A 16,384-nucleotide genomic window follows, 5' to 3' on the forward strand; every position below is an offset into this window, starting at 1 on the left:
CATTCCGAACCCGGAAGCTAAGGCCACCTGCGCCGATGGTACTGCACTCGACAGGGTGTGGGAGAGTAGGACACCGCCGGAACATCCTTCGCGAAAGGGGACCCTCACCGGGTCCCCTTTCGGCGTTTGACCACCCGGTGCTGCGTTGACGCTCGAGAGCGGCGTGATTGAATTCATGGGTAGGTGGGATCGCCCACCGGCCCTCCTCACGCGCTCCAGCGCCGTGGCCGGGTACCGCAGGCTACAAGAACAGAGAGGGATCACCGTGGCGGAGCAGAACGACGGCCGCAAACCCTTCCGCCGTAATAGTGGTGGGACCGGACAGGGCGGCTACGGCCGGCGCGACGAAGGCGAACGCCGCGACCAGGGACGGTCGGCGGGCGGACCGCGCCGCGAGCGCGATGGCGGCCGTGAGGGCGGATTCAACCGCAGCGGTGGCGGATTCAACCGCGGTCGTGACAATGAGCGTGGCGGCTACCGCTCCGAGGGCGATCGCGATCGCGGCGGCTATCGGGGCGCGGGCGGCGGCCGCGGCGGGTCCGAGCGCGAAGGTGGCCGCGGGGGCTACAGCCGTGAGGGCGGATTCAACCGCGGCGAGCGTCGCGAGGGCGGTTTCCAGCGCAGCGGTGATCGTCGTGAGGGCGGCTTCGACCGTGGTGACCGTCGTGAAGGCGGGTTCAACCGCGGTGAGCGTCGCGAGGGTGGCTTCGATCGCGGCGGTGATCGTCGTGAAGGCGGGTTCAACCGTGGTGACCGTCGCGAGGGCGGGTTCAACCGCGGTGAGCGTCGTGAGGGCGGACTCAACCGAGGCGGCGACCGTGACGGTGGCTTCAATCGCGGCGAGCGCCGCGAAGGTGGCTTCAACCGTGGCGACCGTGACGGTGGCTTCAACCGTGGTGACCGTCGCGAAGGTGGGTTCAACCGTGGTGACCGTCGCGAAGGTGGCTTCGACCGTGGTGACCGTCGTGAGGGCGGTTTCCAGCGCAGCGGTGATCGTCGTGAGGGCGGGTTCAACCGCGGTGAGCGTCGCGAGGGTGGCTTCGACCGTGGCGGTGATCGTCGTGAGGGCGGGTTCAACCGTGGTGACCGTCGTGAGGGCGGGTTCAACCGCGGTGAGCGTCGTGAGGGCGGTTTCCAGCGCAGCGGTGAGCGTCGTGAGGGCGGCTTCGATCGCGGTGATCGTCGTGAGGGCGGGTTCAACCGTGGCGAGACCCGTGGTGGAGGGCGGGGATTCGACCGGGACCGCGGGGAGCGGAAGGGCTTCGCGCGCAGCGGGTTCGCGGATGAGCGTCCGGAGTACTCGGGGGCGGGACAGGATGTCGAGCGGGCCGGGAACGGTGCGAGCGAGAGGTCGTTCGAGGGCGAGCGGCGCCGCGGTGGCGAGGGCGCGCGGGTCAGCGGCGGCCGGCCGGGGGAGCGGCGTTCGGGCCGTCCCGATGAGCCGAACCTGCCGGACGATGTGCAGGCCTCCGATCTCGAGCCGGCGGTGCGGCGCGATCTGCTGAGCCTGGACAAGGGCAATGCCGAGTCGGTAGCCCGGCACCTGGTCATGGTGGCGCAGTTGCTGGACGAGGATCCGGAGCTGGCACTGGAGCACGCGCGCGCTGCCCGGCAGCGGGCCGGCCGCATCGCGGTGGTGCGCGAGACCGCCGGTGTCGCGGCCTATCACGCGGGTGAATGGGCCGAGGCGCTGTCGGAGCTGCGGACCGCGCGCCGCATGTCCGGCGGTTCGGGTCTGCTGGCCGTCATGGCCGACTGCGAGCGTGGTCTGGGCCGTCCCGAGCGTGCCATCGAGCTGGGCCGCAGCGATGAGGCCCGGGCCCTGCAGGGCGACGAGGCCACCGAGCTGCGCATCGTGGTGGCCGGCGCCCGGATGGATCTGGGGCAGTTCGACCAGGCCGTCGTCACCCTGCAGACAGCTGAGCTGGACCCGGCGCGCACCGGTTCCGCGGCCGCGCGCCTGTTCTACGCCTATGCCGAGGCCCTGCTGGCCGCCGGTCGCGAAGACGAAGCACTGACCTGGTTCATGAACGCCGCCTCCGCCGACCTGGACGGCGAGACCGACGCCGAGGACCGCGCCGCCGAACTCTCCGGCGACGGTGACGGGGGCGCGGACTGGACCGCGGCGTTCGACGACGATGACGACGAGGCCGAGGACGACGCGGATTCCGCTGCCGCGGAGGAGGATTCCGACGCCGAGGACACCGCTGCCGAGTCGGAGCCGGCCGGGAAAGCCGCGGAGGGTTCCGGCAAGCCCGCGGACGACTCCGAGAACTGAGGACCGGCAAGTGATTTCGACCGTGCGGCCGCGCAACAGCGCAGCCGCACGGTCGTTTTTGTTTCTGTGAAGAGTGACGAGAGGGACGGCGTAATGCGACTGCGGGATCGGTTCGAGGCATTGCTGTTGGATCTGGACGGAACGCTGTTCCGCGGCCACGAGCCGATTCCGGGTGCGTCGGAAGCACTTTCGGCGGGCGATCCGGAACAGCGCCTGATGTATGTCACCAACAATGCGAGCCGCTCGGCCGACGCGGTGGCCTTCCATCTGCGGGAGCTCGGTTTCGACGCCCACGAGGACGAGGTGGTGACCAGCGCGCAGGCGGCCGCGCGTGTGCTGGCGCAGCGGATCCCGCCGGGGTCCACGGTGCTGGTGGTCGGCACCGACGACCTGATGGCCGAGGTGGAGAATGTCGGCCTGCAGGCGGTCCGCCGCTTCGACGGCCTGGTGCCGAGCGCTGTGGTGCAGGGCCATTCGATGCAGACCGCCTGGGCGGATCTTGCCGAGGCCGCCTACGCGCTGCGGGCGGGCGCGCTGTGGGTGGCCGCCAATACCGACGCCACGCTCCCCACCGAGCGCGGCCTGGCTCCCGGCAACGGCTCGATGGTCGCGGCGCTGCGGCAGGCGTCGGGCCTGGAGCCGATCGTGGCGGGCAAGCCGTATGCGCCGCTGATGAAAGATGCGCTCGAGCGGGCCGGTACCCGCGACGCCCTGGTGGTCGGCGACCGCCTCGACACCGATATCGACGGAGCGCACGCCACCGGTCTGGAGTCGCTGATGGTGCTGACCGGCGTGAGCACGCTCGAGGATCTGGGTACCCACCCCTCGGATCGCATGCCGACCTATATCGCCGAATCCCTCGACGCGCTGAATCACCCTGTCGCCGAACTCGATCCGGTCGTGCCGGGCGTCGGAGACATCGCGAAGGAGATCGCGGCCCGTCTGGACGCCGCCCCGGGCCGCGCCATCCGGATCTCCTCGACGCCCCGCGTGTAATCCAGGACTTGCCGCGGGCCTGGATCAGGTCGCGTCGTCGGAGAAGTGGTGACCTCGGCTGCCGACAGGTCCGAGGTGAACTCGATCGGCACGGACTCCTCGAACTTCACGACGGTGTCGTAGCTCTCGGCGCTGCCCTCTTTCAGCGTGCCCCGCAGGACGGGCCGGCCGGAATCGGTTGTCGCCCCGAGGTTCCGTAACATGCCCCAACCGGCCACGGTCTTGATCGATTCGGCCGGAGCCGGTTCGGCCACGTATGTCGGGGCCCGATCAGCTTCTCGACGTCGCTGTCCATTTGCCTCGTTCTGTCGGCTGCGCATGAGCGGTTTTCCCGGGACACGCGGGAGGGCGACGTGGGGCGACGCGGGCGGGGCCGGTCGGCGGGGGGATCGGTAAGCGGTGGGGTACGTGTGTTCGAATGCGAGTTCCGGTAGCGTTGTCGCCACGATGACTATGCCCACGCCTCGCCCGCAGTTTCCCGCGCCGGGATCCCCTATCGGGACGCCGGGGCCCCGTCCGGGGGCGCCGTTGCCCGGGCAGCATCTGCCGGGCGCGAATCAGGAGTTCGCCGACCCGGAGCGGGTCAAGGCGGAGGTGGCCGCGCTGCTGGCCGAATTGTCGGCGGGCGCACCGAATCCGGGCTTCCCGGGCGCGCCGAGTGTGCACTCGGAGGGCACCGATATCGTGCGACGGGCCAAGATTCTGGAGCAGGCGCACGAGGTGCTGGTGCAGGCACTGGCCACGGTGGACAAGATCTGAGGTGGCCAGGCGCGCGCGGGTGGACGCGGAACTGGTTCGCCGCGGATTGGCGCGGTCGCGGGAACACGCGGTCGAGCTGATCAACGCGGGCCGCGTCCTGATCAATGGGTCGGTCGCCACCAAGGCTGCGACGGGAGTCGAGGCGGGCACGCCGCTGCTGGTGCGGGAGGAACCCGACGAGGTGCAGTGGGCCTCGCGCGGCGCGCACAAACTGCTGGGCGCGCTCGAGGCGTTCGAGCCGCAGGGCGTATCGGTCGAGGGCAAGCGGTGCTTGGACGCGGGCGCGTCCACGGGCGGATTCACCGATGTGTTGCTGTCGCGCGGAGCCAAGGAGGTGGTGGCCGCCGATGTCGGGTACGGCCAGCTGATCTGGCGGCTGCAGAACGATGACCGCGTCCGCGTGCACGACCGCACCAATGTGCGGCAGCTGACGCCCGAACTCATCGGCGGCACAGTCGAATTGGTGGTCGCCGACCTGTCGTTCATCTCCCTCGGCCTGGTGCTGCCCGCGCTGGCCGCCTGCTGTGCGCCGGGCGCGGATCTGCTGCCCATGGTGAAGCCGCAGTTCGAGGTGGGTAAGGATCGTGTGGGATCCGGTGGTGTGGTGCGGGATCCGGCCCTGCGCGCCGAGGCGGTGCGCGAAGTCGCCGCCGCGGCAGCGAAACTCGGGCTGCGTACGCGCGGCGTTACGGCCAGTCCGCTGCCCGGTCCGTCCGGGAATGTCGAGTATTTCCTCTGGTTGCGCAAGGAGACCGGCGCGCCGGCGCGTCCGGAGACCGAGCCCGCTGCGACCGGTGACGGCGCGGACGTCGGTGGGGGCGCATACGATGCAGACGAGGCGGCGCGTGTGGCGGCGCTGATCGAGCGTGCGGTGCAGGAGGGTCCACAGTGAACGCGGCTAGCCCGGCCAGGGAGGTTCTGCTGGTCGCGCATCCGGGACGGCCGGAGATCACCGATACCGCGCACCGGGTCGCGAAGATCCTGTGCGGGGCCGGGATGGGGCTGCGCGTGCTCGAGGACGAGGCGTACAGCACCCGGTTCGACATCGACGACGAGGGCGCGGCCGACGGATACCCGGTGCGGGTGATGGCCCACGATCTCGACGCGGCGGTCGGCACCGAGATGGTGCTGGCGCTCGGCGGTGACGGGACGTTCCTGCGGGCGGCCGAACTCGCCCGCAGTGCCTCGGTGCCGGTGCTCGGAATCAATCTGGGGCGCATCGGTTTTCTCACCGAGGCCGAGGCGGAGCACCTGGACGAGGCGTTGTCCCAGGTGGTGCGGCGCGACTACACCGTCGAGGAGCGGATGACCATCGATGTCACCGTGCGCGTCGACGATGTGGTGGTGGAGCGCGGCTGGGCGTTGAACGAGGCCAGCATCGAGAACGCGGCGCGCATGGGCGTGCTGGAGGTGGTGCTCGAGGTGGACGGCCGGCCGGTGTCGGCCTTCGGCTGCGACGGTGTGCTGATCGCCACGCCGACCGGGTCCACCGCCTACGCCTTCTCGGCGGGCGGGCCGGTGGTGTGGCCGGAACTCGAAGCGCTGCTGGTGATCCCGTCCAATGCGCACGCCCTGTTCGCGCGGCCCCTGGTGACCAGCCCGAATTCGCTGATCGCGGTGGAAACCGTTGCGACGGGCCATGATGCGATTGTTTTCCTCGACGGCCGACGCACCCTCGCACTGCCGCGGGGCGGCCGGGTCGAGACGGTCCGCGGGACCGACCCGGTGCGGTGGGTTCGGCTCGACTCCGCGCCGTTCGCCGATCGGATGGTGCGCAAATTCCAGTTGCCCGTGACAGGCTGGCGTGGCCGACGGCGAACGGAGAGCACGAGTGCTGACAGAGATCAGGATTGACGGGCTGGGCGTAATTTCCACCGCCACCGCACAATTCCACGAGGGTTTGACCGTTTTGACCGGTGAGACCGGTGCGGGCAAGACCATGGTGGTGACGAGCCTGCACTTGCTCAGCGGCGCCCGCGCCGATGCGGGACGGGTGCGCCTCGGGGCGTCGCGGGCCGTGGTGGAGGGCCGTTTCACCGTGGACGAGGTGCACGACGGCGCCCTCGGCGAGGTCGAGCAGGTACTGGAATCCACCGGCGCCGAACGTGATGACGACGGCAGCATCATCGCCGTTCGCACGGTCGGATCCGACGGCCGCTCCCGCGCCCACCTGGGTGGCCGCAGCGTGCCGGCCGCGGTGCTCGCGGACTTCACCACCCCGCTGCTCACGGTGCACGGGCAGAACGATCAGTTGCGGCTGCAGCGGCCCGACCAGCAGTTGCACGCGCTGGACCAGTTCGCCTCCGACGCGGTGGCGCCGCTGCTGGCCAAGTACCAGAAGGCCCGAAAGGCCTGGCTGGACAAGCGCAATCAGCTGCTCGAGCGGACCGCGCGCAGCCGGGAGCTGGCTCTGGAAGCCGACCATCTGACGCAGTCGCTGGCCGAGATCGACGCCGTCGCACCGGAACCCGGCGAGGACGACCATCTGGTGGCCGAGGTGCGCCGGCTGTCGGATCTGGATTCGCTGCGCGAGGCCGCCTCCACCGCGCACGACGCGCTGGCCGGTCCGGCCGATTCGCCCGGTGAGGACGCGGGCGCCCTGGATCTGCTGGGCACCGCGCGCGCCCGCATCGAAGCCTCCGACGATCCGATCCTGACCGCGCTGGCTCCCCGTCTGGGCGAGGCGATTTCGGTGGTGGTGGATCTGACCACCGAGCTCAGCTCCTACCTGTCGGACCTGCCGTCCGATCCGGGCGCGCTGGAGTCCATGCTGACCCGCCAGGCCGAGCTGAAGACGCTGACCCGCAAGTACGCGCCGGATATCGACGGGGTCATCAAGTGGGCCGAGGAGGCGCGCACGCGCCTGGCCTCGCTGGACGTGTCGGAGGAGGCGCTGGCGGCGCTGGCCGCGGATGTCGAGACCGCGGCCGAGAAGGTGCGCGAAACGGCCAAGAAGCTGACCGCGGCCCGCAGCAAGGCCGCGGGGAAGCTGGCGTCGGCCGTGAGCACCGAACTGGGCGGTCTGGCCATGGGTCGTGCCCGGCTCGAGGTCGGCGTCGGTTCCGTCCTTGCGGGCGTGCAGGATTCGGCCCCGCTGGTCATCGACGGCACGGAACTGCACGCCGGCTCGACCGGCGTGGACGAGGTGGAATTCCGCCTGGCCGCTCACTCCGGCGCGCACCCGCTGCCGCTGAGCAAGAGCGCCTCCGGCGGTGAGCTCTCCCGCATCATGCTCGCCCTGGAGGTGGTCCTCGCCAGCTCCGAACATGGCACCACCATGGTCTTCGACGAGGTCGACGCCGGTGTCGGCGGCCGCGCCGCCGTCGAGATCGGCCGCCGCCTGGCCCGTCTGGCCCGCACCCACCAGGTCATCGTCGTCACCCACCTGCCGCAGGTGGCCGCCTTCGCCGACACCCACCTGGTGGTCGACAAGCTCGACGACGGCAAGGCCGTCAAATCCGGCGTCAAAGCCCTCACCCAGGACGAACGCGTCATCGAACTCGCCCGCATGCTGGCGGGCATGGGCGACACCGAAACCGGCCGCGCCCACGCCTGGGAACTCCTCACCACCGCCGACGCCGAGAAGGTCGGCGCCGCCGTCTCGGGCGAGTAACCGGAGACCGGGACAGCAAAACCGGCCGGGCCCGCACAGGGTCCGGCCGGTTCTGTCCGTGCCGACGCGCCGACTCCGAATGCGCGGTGGCCGAGCGTTACTTGATCGCCTTGCGCACTCCGCCGATGAGGGCGTTGGTGAGGGCGCGGAGGCCGGGCTCGAGGATCTGCGCGGGGACGGGGAGGCTGGGCTCGGACTCCATGGTGTAGACGACCCGGGTGCCGCCCGGCGCGTCGGAGAAGCTGATGGTGCCGACGTGCCGCTTGACCGGGGCGCCCGCGATGACGCGGTAGACCATGCGCTCATTGGGGACGAGCTCGGTGGTCTCCTCGGTCGGGCCGATGCCGGCCAGGCCCAGGTGGTACTGCGCGCCGACGCCGGACGGGCTCCCGATGCCCGGCTTCTTCAGTGAAATCTGAATGGGCAGAAAGGCATTGAGGCTGTCGCGCTCGGTGAAGAGCTTGTAGACGACCTCACGCGGAGCGGGTAGGACGGTATCAACGGTGGTGCTGGCCATGTCCGGAGCATATCCTTACCGCCCGGTAAGAAGGAAGGTGCGACGGGCGCGGCACTCGGGTCGGGCGTGTGTATGGCGACCACTGATTTCGTACCGGTTGGGTAACTCGTCGGGTGCGCCCGGAGTCGGTTCGGCACCAACCGCAGGCGCGGATGCATGGCCGGCGACGGCTCTTGGTCGGCCGCAAAGGTCGCGAGGAGGCGAAGCGAATAGTTTGCTGACCGGCGCGCCTCCATCAAAGGTTGAGGCTTTGCCGTAATCATCGATCGTTATGAAGATGCTGGCCCTGTTGTCGCGTAATACCAAAACGCTGCCGGGTCTGACCGGGATCGCCCGGGTGGACCGCAACACCAGGCGTTTGCTCCAGCGCGTGGGGCCTGGCGACGTGGTAGTGCTCGATGAGATGGACCTGGATCGGCTCACCGCCGACCGGCTCGTCGAAGCCCAGGTGGCGGTGGTGGTGAACGCCTCGCCGTCGATCTCCGGGCGATATCCGAACCTCGGTCCGGAAGTGCTGGTGGCCAATGGCATCCAGTTGCTGGACGCGGTCAGCTCGGATGTCTTCAAGAAGATCAAGGACGGCGCCAAGGTTCGTATCGAGGGTGGCGTCGTCTACGCGGACAAACTGGCGAAGAAGGAACCCGAGGCACTCGTCGAGGGCATCGAGCTCACCGAGCTCACCATCGCCGACCGCATGATCGAGGCGCGCAACGGGCTGGCCGACCATCTGGAAGCCTTCTCCGGCAACACCATCGAGTTCATCCGCACCGAATCCTCCTTGCTCATCGATGGAATCGGCGTGCCGGATGTCGAAGTCGAGATGAAGAAGCGGCATGTCGTGGTGGTGGCCGACGGTCCCGAGCACAGCGACGACCTCAAGCGCATCAAGCCGTTCATCAAGGAGTACGCGCCGATCCTGATCGGCGTCGGCCGGGGTGCGGACACTCTGACCCGCCACGGCTACCGGCCCGACCTCATCGTCGGTGACCCGGAGGAGATCACCGCGAACACGCTGAAGTCCGGCGCGGAGGTGATCCTGCCCGCGGACACCGACGGCCACGCCAAGGGTTTGGAGCGCATCCAGGATCTGGGCATCGGCGCGACCACCTTCCCGTCCTCGGGCGCGCCCGCGGATCTGGCGCTGCTGCTGGCGGATCACCACGGCGCGTCGCTGATCGTCACCGTCGGCGCGGCGGCCTCGCTGGATGACTTCTTCGACCGCGGCCGGCGCGATTCGAATCCGGCCACCTTCCTGACCCGCCTCAAAATGGGCACCAAGCTCATGGACGCGAAAGCCGTTGCCTCGCTGTACCGCCACCGCGGCTCCGGCTGGGCGGTCGCGCTGGTGGTGCTCGCGGCGCTGGTGGCCCTGGTGGTCGCGCTGCTGGCCACCCACGTGGGCGTTGAGGCGCTGACCTGGACCGCCGACACCTGGCATCGCGGATCGCACTGGGTACAGGGCCTATACGACCGGCACGGGTAGGGGACCGATGATTTCCTTTCGCCACCACGCGATTTCGATCGCCGCGGTATTCCTGGCCCTGGCGGTCGGCGTGGTGCTGGGCACCCGCGCACAAGGCAATGGGTTGTTTCCCGGCACGGGCGACCGGCAGCAGATCGACGATCTGCGTGCCGAGAACGGGCGTTTGAACGAACAGGTGAAGGCGGCCGACGCCTTCCTGTCTGGTTCGGCGGGCAAGCTGCTGGCGGGCGCGCTGGCCAACCGGTCGGTCCTCGTCTTCACCACCCCCGACGCCGACAGCGGCGACGCCGATGCCGTCACCGCCGCCCTCACCACCGCGGGGGCCGCGGTCACCGGCCGGATCGGCCTGACCGGCGCGTTCGCCGACTCCTCTGAGGGCGACCGACTGCGCACCGCGCTGCTGAACGTGGTCCCCGCGGGCGCGCAGCTGAAGGTGGACGCCGTGGATCAGGGCAGCCTCGCGGGCGATCTGCTCGGCCAGGCGCTGCTCGACGATCCGGTCAGCGGGCAGGCGCGCGGCACCCCGCAGGAGCGCGGCCTGGCCCTCGAGACACTGCGCGGCGGCGGCTTCCTGACCTTCGCCGACGTGCAGCCCGCCCAGCTGGCCGTGGTGGTGACCGGCGACGGGGCGCGGGCCGACGAGAACAATCGCGGCACCATCATCGCCAGGTTCGCCGGGGGTCTGCGGTCGCACAGTGCCGGGGTGGTGCTGGCGGGTCGCTACGGGGCCGCCGATGGGCCCGGGCCGATCGCCGTGACACGGTCCGAGGGTGGGCTGTCGACCGTGACGACCGTCGACAATGTCGATCGTGAGATCGGGCGGATCACCACCGTGCTCGGGCTCACCGAGCAGTTGAACGGCGGTACCGGCCGTTACGGCACGGGTGAGAAGGCGACCTCGCTCACAGTCGCGGCCATGCCGCACTGAGACGATCCCCGGGCCGCACGTCGGAAAGCCCCGGCCACGCCGATGGCGACATGGGGAAGGCTTCCCGCGAGACGCAGAATCGAGCCAATTGCGGGCAACCAACATGCGCGGCATACGATCGACGTCGCCGATCCGTGTTACCGTGAAGTCCCGTGGGTCAATCACGGATTCCGGCGCGCGCGGCCACGAAACACATCTTCGTCAGCGGTGGCGTCGCCTCTTCACTCGGTAAGGGTCTGACCGCCTCCAGCCTCGGTCAGCTGCTCACTTCACGCGGACTCCGCGTCACGATGCAGAAGCTGGATCCGTACCTGAATGTCGATCCCGGCACCATGAACCCCTTCCAGCACGGTGAGGTGTTCGTGACCGAGGACGGCGCGGAGACGGACCTCGATGTCGGCCACTACGAACGGTTCCTGGATCGCGATCTGTCCGGGGACGCCAATGTCACCACCGGCCAGGTGTACTCGAAGGTGATCGCCAAGGAGCGCCGGGGTGAGTACCTCGGTGACACCGTGCAGGTGATCCCGCACATCACCGATGAGATCAAGAGTCGCATTCTCGCCATGACGGGACCGGACCTGCACGGGCAGGCGCCGGACGTGGTGATCACCGAAATCGGTGGCACCGTGGGCGATATCGAGTCGCAGCCGTTCCTCGAGGCGGCGCGGCAGATTCGCCACGAGGTGGGTCGCGACAACTGCTTCTTCCTGCACGTCACGCTGGTGCCCTACCTGGGCCCCTCGGGCGAGCTCAAGACCAAGCCGACCCAGCACTCGGTGGCGGCGCTGCGCAATATCGGTATCCAGCCCGACGCGCTCATCCTGCGCTGCGACCGCGAGGTGCCGCAGCCGCTGAAGAACAAGATCGCGCTCATGTGCGACGTGGATGTGGACGCCTGCATCTCCACGCCGGACGCGCCCTCGATCTACGACATTCCGAAGGTGCTGCACCGGGAAGGCTTGGACGCCTACGTCGTTCGCAAGCTGGGGCTGCCCTTCCGCGACGTCGACTGGACGGTCTGGGGCGATCTGCTGGACCGCGTGCACAACCCGCGCGAAGAGGTCACCGTCGCGCTGGTCGGCAAGTACGTGGACCTGCCCGACGCCTACCTGTCGGTCACCGAGGCGCTGCGTGCGGGCGGTTTCGCCTCGCGGGCCAAGGTGAACATCCGCTGGGTGCAGTCCGACGAGTGCGAGACCGAGGCGGGTGCGCGCTCGCACCTGGCCGACGTGGACGCCATCCTGATCCCGGGCGGTTTCGGCATTCGCGGCATCGAGGGCAAGGTGGGCGCCATCCACTACGCCCGCGAGCACAAGATTCCGCTGCTGGGCCTGTGCCTGGGTCTGCAGTGCGTGGTCATCGAGGCGGCGCGCTCGGTGGGCATGAAGGACGCCAACTCGGCGGAATTCGAGCCCGACACCAAGTACCCGGTCATCTCGACCATGGCCGACCAGGAGCAGATCGTGGCCGGCGAGGCCGATCTGGGCGGCACCATGCGGCTCGGCGCGTACCCGGCTGTGCTGCAGCAGGATTCGCTGGTGGCGCGGGCGTACGGCGAGACCGAGGTCTCCGAGCGGCACCGGCACCGGTACGAGGTCAACAACACCTTCCGCGACAAGATCGCCAAGAGCGGCCTGAAGTTCAGCGGCACCTCCCCGAACGGCCACCTGGTCGAGTTCGTGGAGTACCCGCAGGACAAGCACCCGTTCCTGGTCGCCACCCAGGCGCACCCGGAGCTCAAGTCCCGTCCGACGCGCCCGCACCCGCTGTTCGCGGCGCTGATCTCGGCCGCGCTGGAATACAAGGCCGCCGAACGGCTTCCGGTGGAGATTCCCGACGAGGTGCCCGCAGCGGAGGCCGAGAAGGTCTCCAAGTGATCCCCGCCTGACCGGGATTCCACGGCCCGCCCGAGCATTCGACGAGTGCTCGGGCGGTTCGTATCCGCCCGGATATCCGCGCTACGGTTCTGGAATGACCTCCTCGGAACCGGTCCCCGGCACACACGATTTCGATGTCCTGTCCAGTCGCACGGTGTATTCGGGCGCGATCCTGGCGCTGCGGTTGGACCAGGTGGTCATGCCCGGCGGCAAGGTCGCCGAGCGCGAGGTGATCGAGCATCACGCGGCGGTCGCCGTGGTGGCGCTGGACGACGACGACAATCTGGTGCTGGTGAATCAGTATCGGCATCCGATCGGGCGGCGGCTGCTGGAGCTGCCGGCCGGACTGCTGGACGAGGCGGGCGAGGATCCCCTCGAAGCCGCGCAGCGGGAGCTGGCCGAGGAGACCGGGCTGGCGGCACGGGAGTGGTCGGTGCTGGTCGATGTGGCGCTCTCGCCCGGGTTCACCGATGAGGCGCTGCGGGTGTATCTGGCGACCGGGCTCTACGAGATCGACCGGCCGGATCCGGAAATGGAGGAGGCCGACCTCCAGATCCTGCGGATGCCGTTGACGGAGGCCGTACAGGCCGCGCTGGCGGGCGAGATCACCAATGCCACCGCGGTGGCCGGGGTGACCGCGCTGATGACGGCCCGGTTCAGCGGGGCTCGGCTGCGGCCCGCCGATGCGCCCTGGCCGGGGATGCCCACCGCGTTCCTGGATCGCAAGGCGCGGGAGGCATCGCAGTAGATCCCGAAGGGGAAGGCAATAGGTTCCGATTGGGAAACTTGTTCGCTTCGCCGGGTTCGGGTCGGGGAGTTCGTCGGTGGCGGCTGCGAAGATGTGAGCCGTGCTGAAGCGGCAGATCGACGCGTACCTCGACCATTTGGCGGTCGAGCGCGGCGCCGCGCGCAATACGCTCAGCGCCTATCGGCGGGATCTGGGCCGCTACCAGTACTTTCTGACCGAGCGCGGAGTGGAAACGCTTGCACGCGTGGCCGAGTCGGACATTGCCGACTACATGGTGTCGCTGCGGTCGGGGGACTCCGAGCATCCCGCCCTGGCGGTCTCGTCGGCGTCGCGGGCTCTGGTCGCCGTCCGCGGGCTGCACCGGTTCGCCACCGCGGAGGGCATCACCGACGCGGATGTGGCGCACCCGGTGAAACCGCCGACACCCGCCCGCAGACTGCCGAAAGCCCTCCCGTACGACCAGGTTTCCCGCCTGCTCGACGCCGCCGGGGGCGACATCGCCGACGGCCCGCGCGGGCTGCGCGACCGGGCACTACTGGAGTTGCTGTACTCCACGGGCGCCCGCATCTCCGAGATGGTCGGGCTCGACGTGGACGACATCGACACCGCCGGACGCGCGGTGGTCCTGCGCGGCAAGGGCGGTAAACAGCGCATGGTCCCGATCGGCCGCCCCGCCCTGGCCGCCCTCGACAACTACCTGGTCCGCGGCCGCCCGGCCCTCTCCACCCGAGGCAAGGGCAACCCCGCCCTCTTCCTCAACCACCGCGGCGGCCGCCTCTCCCGCCAATCCGCTTGGCAGGTCCTGCAATCCGCGGCGGAGCGGGCCGGCATCGCCGCCCAGGTGTCGCCCCACACTCTCCGGCATTCCTTCGCCACGCATCTCCTCGACGGCGGCGCCGACGTCCGGGTCGTCCAGGAACTGCTTGGCCACGCCTCGGTCACCACCACCCAGATCTACACCTTGGTCACCGTCGGCACCCTCCACGAAGTCTGGGCCACCGCGCATCCGCGCGCTCGCTGAACGAGAACGCCCGGGAGACGGTGGGATCCGTCGCCCGGGCGTTGGGTTTCGTTCGGCGCGTGGGCCTTACTTCTTGCGTTCGCGCTTTTCGCGGACGCGGACGTTCACGCGGACCGGGGAGCCGTCGAAGTTGAACTCCTCGCGGAGCTTTCGTTCGAGGAAGCGGCGGTAGCCGGCCTCGAGGAAGCCCGTGGTGAAGAGGACGAACGTCGGGGGGCGGGTGGAGGCCTGGGTGGCGAACAGGACTCGGGGGAGGCGGCCGCCGCGCATCGGGGGCGGGGTGGCGGCGATGACCTCCTTGAGCCAGTTGTTCAGGCGGCCGGTGGAGATGCGCTTGTCCCAGGAATCCAGGGCGGTTTCCATGGCGGGGACGAGCTTCTGGACGGCGCGGCCCGTCTGAGCGGAGATATTGACGCGCTGGGCCCAGCGGACCTGGACCATTTCGCGGTCGATCTCGCGCTCGAGCATCTCGCGGCGGTCCTCGTCGACCAGATCCCACTTGTTGTAGGCGATCACCAGGGCGCGGCCGGCCTCGGCCACCATGGAGATGACGCGCAGGTCCTGCTCGGTGATCGGCTCCGAGGCGTCGATCAGCATGACCGCCACCTCGGCGGCCTCGATGGCCGACTTGGTGCGCAGCGACGCGTAGAACTCGTGGCCGCTGGCCGTGCTCACCTTGCGGCGCAGGCCCGCGGTGTCCACGAAACGCCAGGGCTTGCCGCCCAATTCGACGAGCGAGTCGACCGGGTCGACGGTGGTGCCCGCGACATTGTGGACGACCGAGCGCTCCTCGCCCGCCAGCCGGTTCAGCAGCGAGGACTTGCCCACGTTCGGCTTGCCGACCAGCGCCACGCGGCGCGGGCCGCCGGTGAGACCCGTTCCCTCGCGCGGGGTTTCGGGCATCACCTCCAGAATGAGGTCCAGCAGGTCACCGGTGCCGCGACCGTGCGTGGCCGAGACCAGGCGCGGCTCACCCAGGCCCATCGACCACAGCTCGGCCGCATCGGCCTCCAGCTTCTGATTGTCGACCTTGTTGGCCACCAGGATGACCGGGGTCTTGCTGCGGCGCAGCGTCCTCGCCACCGCCTCGTCGGCGGAGGTCGCGCCCACGGTGACGTCCACCACCACGACGATGGCGTCGGCGGTCTGCATGGCGACCTCGGCCTGCCGGGCCACCGACTGCTGCAGGCCCTTGGCGTCGGGCTCCCAGCCGCCGGTGTCCTGCACCAGGAACCGGCGTCCGGCCCAGGTGGCCTCGTAGGAGATCCGGTCCCGGGTGACGCCCGGAATGTCCTCCACGACGGCCTCGCGGCGCCCCAGAATGCGGTTCACCAGGGTCGATTTGCCGACATTCGGCCGGCCGACGATGGCCACCGTCGGCAGCGGGATGTGCTCGGCGTCCTGCTCGCCCTCGAATTCGGCGATGTCCCAGTCGGATTCGTCCGACCAGATGCCATCACCGGCGAAGGTGTCCTGCGTCACTGCGCGCCTCCCGCTGAAATCCGTTCGGCCACCACGCGATACAGCTCGTCGATGACCTCGTCCTTGTTCAGATCGCTGGTGTCGACCAGCACGGCGTCCTCGGCGGGACGCAGCGGCGACACCTTGCGGGTCGAATCCAGGGTGTCGCGACGCTGCACATCGGCCAGCACGGCCTCGAAATCGTCACCCCGGCCCTCGGCGATGTTCTGTGCGTTGCGTCGCGCGGCGCGGGCCTCGGCCGAGGCGGTCAGGTAGATCTTCACATCGGCCTCGGGCAGCACGACGGTGCCGATATCGCGGCCCTCGACCACGATTCGCCCCGCCGCCGCGGTGAGGTCCCGCTGCAGGGCCACCAGCTGCTCGCGCACCTCGGGCACGGCGGACACCGCCGACACCGCCCTGGTCACCGCATTGCCGCGGATCTCGCTCGACACATCCTCATCGTCGAGCAGGATGACCTCCCGGCTCGGATCGGTGCCGATGGTCAGCGGCAGCTCCTTGACCGCGACCGCGATGGCCGCGGCGTCGTCCAGGTCCACGCCGGCGCGCAGCACGCGCAGTGTCGCCACCCGGTACATGGCACCGGTGTCGAGGTAGCTGGCCCCCAGCCGGGTCGCCAGCAAGCGCGACACGCTCGACTTGCCGGTGCCCGACGGGCCGTCCATGGCGACGACCAGCC

General features: G+C 69.6%; 13 protein-coding genes and 1 pseudogene. 11 read left to right on the forward strand and 3 right to left on the reverse strand.

Annotated elements, in window-relative coordinates; all coding sequences use genetic code 11:
- Positions 1-1,369: 1,369 nt before the first annotated feature.
- From AB0L60_RS37080 to recN, 6 genes and pseudogenes are all read left to right on the forward strand, one after another.
- Positions 1,370-2,098: pseudogene (locus AB0L60_RS37080) on the forward strand (hypothetical protein); the annotation flags it as partial.
- Positions 2,099-2,371: 273 nt separating this feature from the next.
- The gene (locus tag AB0L60_RS37085; protein WP_364624173.1) at positions 2,372-3,274 is read left to right on the forward strand and encodes an HAD-IIA family hydrolase; all 903 of its coding nucleotides are present in this window, start codon (positions 2,372-2,374) and stop codon (positions 3,272-3,274) included.
- Between the two features lie 528 nt (positions 3,275-3,802).
- Entirely contained in the window at positions 3,803-4,033 is a 231-nt protein-coding gene (locus tag AB0L60_RS37090; RefSeq protein ID WP_364624175.1) for a hypothetical protein, read from the forward strand.
- Between the two features lies 1 nt (position 4,034).
- Complete coding sequence (locus AB0L60_RS37095; protein ID WP_364624177.1) at positions 4,035-4,925, forward strand: TlyA family RNA methyltransferase; 891 nt, start codon at positions 4,035-4,037, stop codon at positions 4,923-4,925.
- Positions 4,922-5,887 (forward strand): NAD kinase, encoded by a 966-nt coding sequence (locus AB0L60_RS37100; RefSeq protein ID WP_364624179.1) that lies wholly within the window; start codon positions 4,922-4,924, stop codon positions 5,885-5,887. The genes AB0L60_RS37095 and AB0L60_RS37100 overlap by 4 nt, the downstream gene beginning before the upstream one ends.
- Positions 5,865-7,646, forward strand: coding sequence for a DNA repair protein RecN (gene recN / locus AB0L60_RS37105; RefSeq protein WP_364624181.1), 1,782 nt, complete (start codon positions 5,865-5,867; stop codon positions 7,644-7,646). Before AB0L60_RS37100 ends, recN begins: the two co-directional genes overlap by 23 nt.
- A gap of 97 nt (positions 7,647-7,743) precedes the next feature.
- Here the strand turns inward: recN and AB0L60_RS37110 are convergent, their stop codons facing one another.
- Positions 7,744-8,163: an SRPBCC family protein gene (locus AB0L60_RS37110; protein WP_354844850.1), complete on the reverse strand. Its 420-nt coding sequence runs from the start codon at positions 8,161-8,163 to the stop codon at positions 7,744-7,746.
- Between the two features lie 271 nt (positions 8,164-8,434).
- Here AB0L60_RS37110 and steA point away from each other — a divergent pair, with 271 nt between their 5' ends.
- The 5 genes from steA to xerD all read left to right on the forward strand — a co-directional run bounded on the left by steA (position 8,435) and on the right by xerD (position 14,223).
- A complete protein-coding gene (steA, locus tag AB0L60_RS37115) occupies positions 8,435-9,646 on the forward strand; it encodes a putative cytokinetic ring protein SteA (protein WP_364624184.1) in 1,212 nt (403 codons plus the stop codon).
- A 7-nt stretch (positions 9,647-9,653) separates the two neighbouring features.
- Complete coding sequence (locus AB0L60_RS37120) at positions 9,654-10,574, forward strand: copper transporter (RefSeq protein WP_364624186.1); 921 nt, start codon at positions 9,654-9,656, stop codon at positions 10,572-10,574.
- A gap of 152 nt (positions 10,575-10,726) precedes the next feature.
- Positions 10,727-12,454, forward strand: a complete 1,728-nt coding sequence (locus tag AB0L60_RS37125) for a CTP synthase (protein ID WP_364624188.1) — start codon at positions 10,727-10,729, stop codon at positions 12,452-12,454.
- 94 nt (positions 12,455-12,548) lie between these two features.
- The gene (locus AB0L60_RS37130; protein ID WP_364624190.1) at positions 12,549-13,202 is read left to right on the forward strand and encodes an NUDIX hydrolase; all 654 of its coding nucleotides are present in this window, start codon (positions 12,549-12,551) and stop codon (positions 13,200-13,202) included.
- 100 nt (positions 13,203-13,302) lie between these two features.
- Positions 13,303-14,223 (forward strand): site-specific tyrosine recombinase XerD, encoded by a 921-nt coding sequence (xerD, locus tag AB0L60_RS37135; RefSeq protein ID WP_364624192.1) that lies wholly within the window; start codon positions 13,303-13,305, stop codon positions 14,221-14,223.
- Between the two features lie 66 nt (positions 14,224-14,289).
- On the opposite strand, the gene der is transcribed toward xerD, so the two are convergent.
- Complete coding sequence (gene der, locus AB0L60_RS37140) at positions 14,290-15,705, reverse strand: ribosome biogenesis GTPase Der (RefSeq protein WP_364624194.1); 1,416 nt, start codon at positions 15,703-15,705, stop codon at positions 14,290-14,292.
- Entirely contained in the window at positions 15,702-16,370 is a 669-nt protein-coding gene (gene cmk / locus AB0L60_RS37145) for a (d)CMP kinase (RefSeq protein WP_364624302.1), read from the reverse strand. The genes der and cmk overlap by 4 nt, the downstream gene beginning before the upstream one ends.
- Positions 16,371-16,384: the final 14 nt, after the last annotated feature.

The sequence above is a fragment of the Nocardia sp. NPDC051981 genome (genome assembly GCF_040680715.1).
Taxonomy (GTDB): Bacteria; Actinomycetota; Actinomycetes; order Mycobacteriales; family Mycobacteriaceae; genus Nocardia.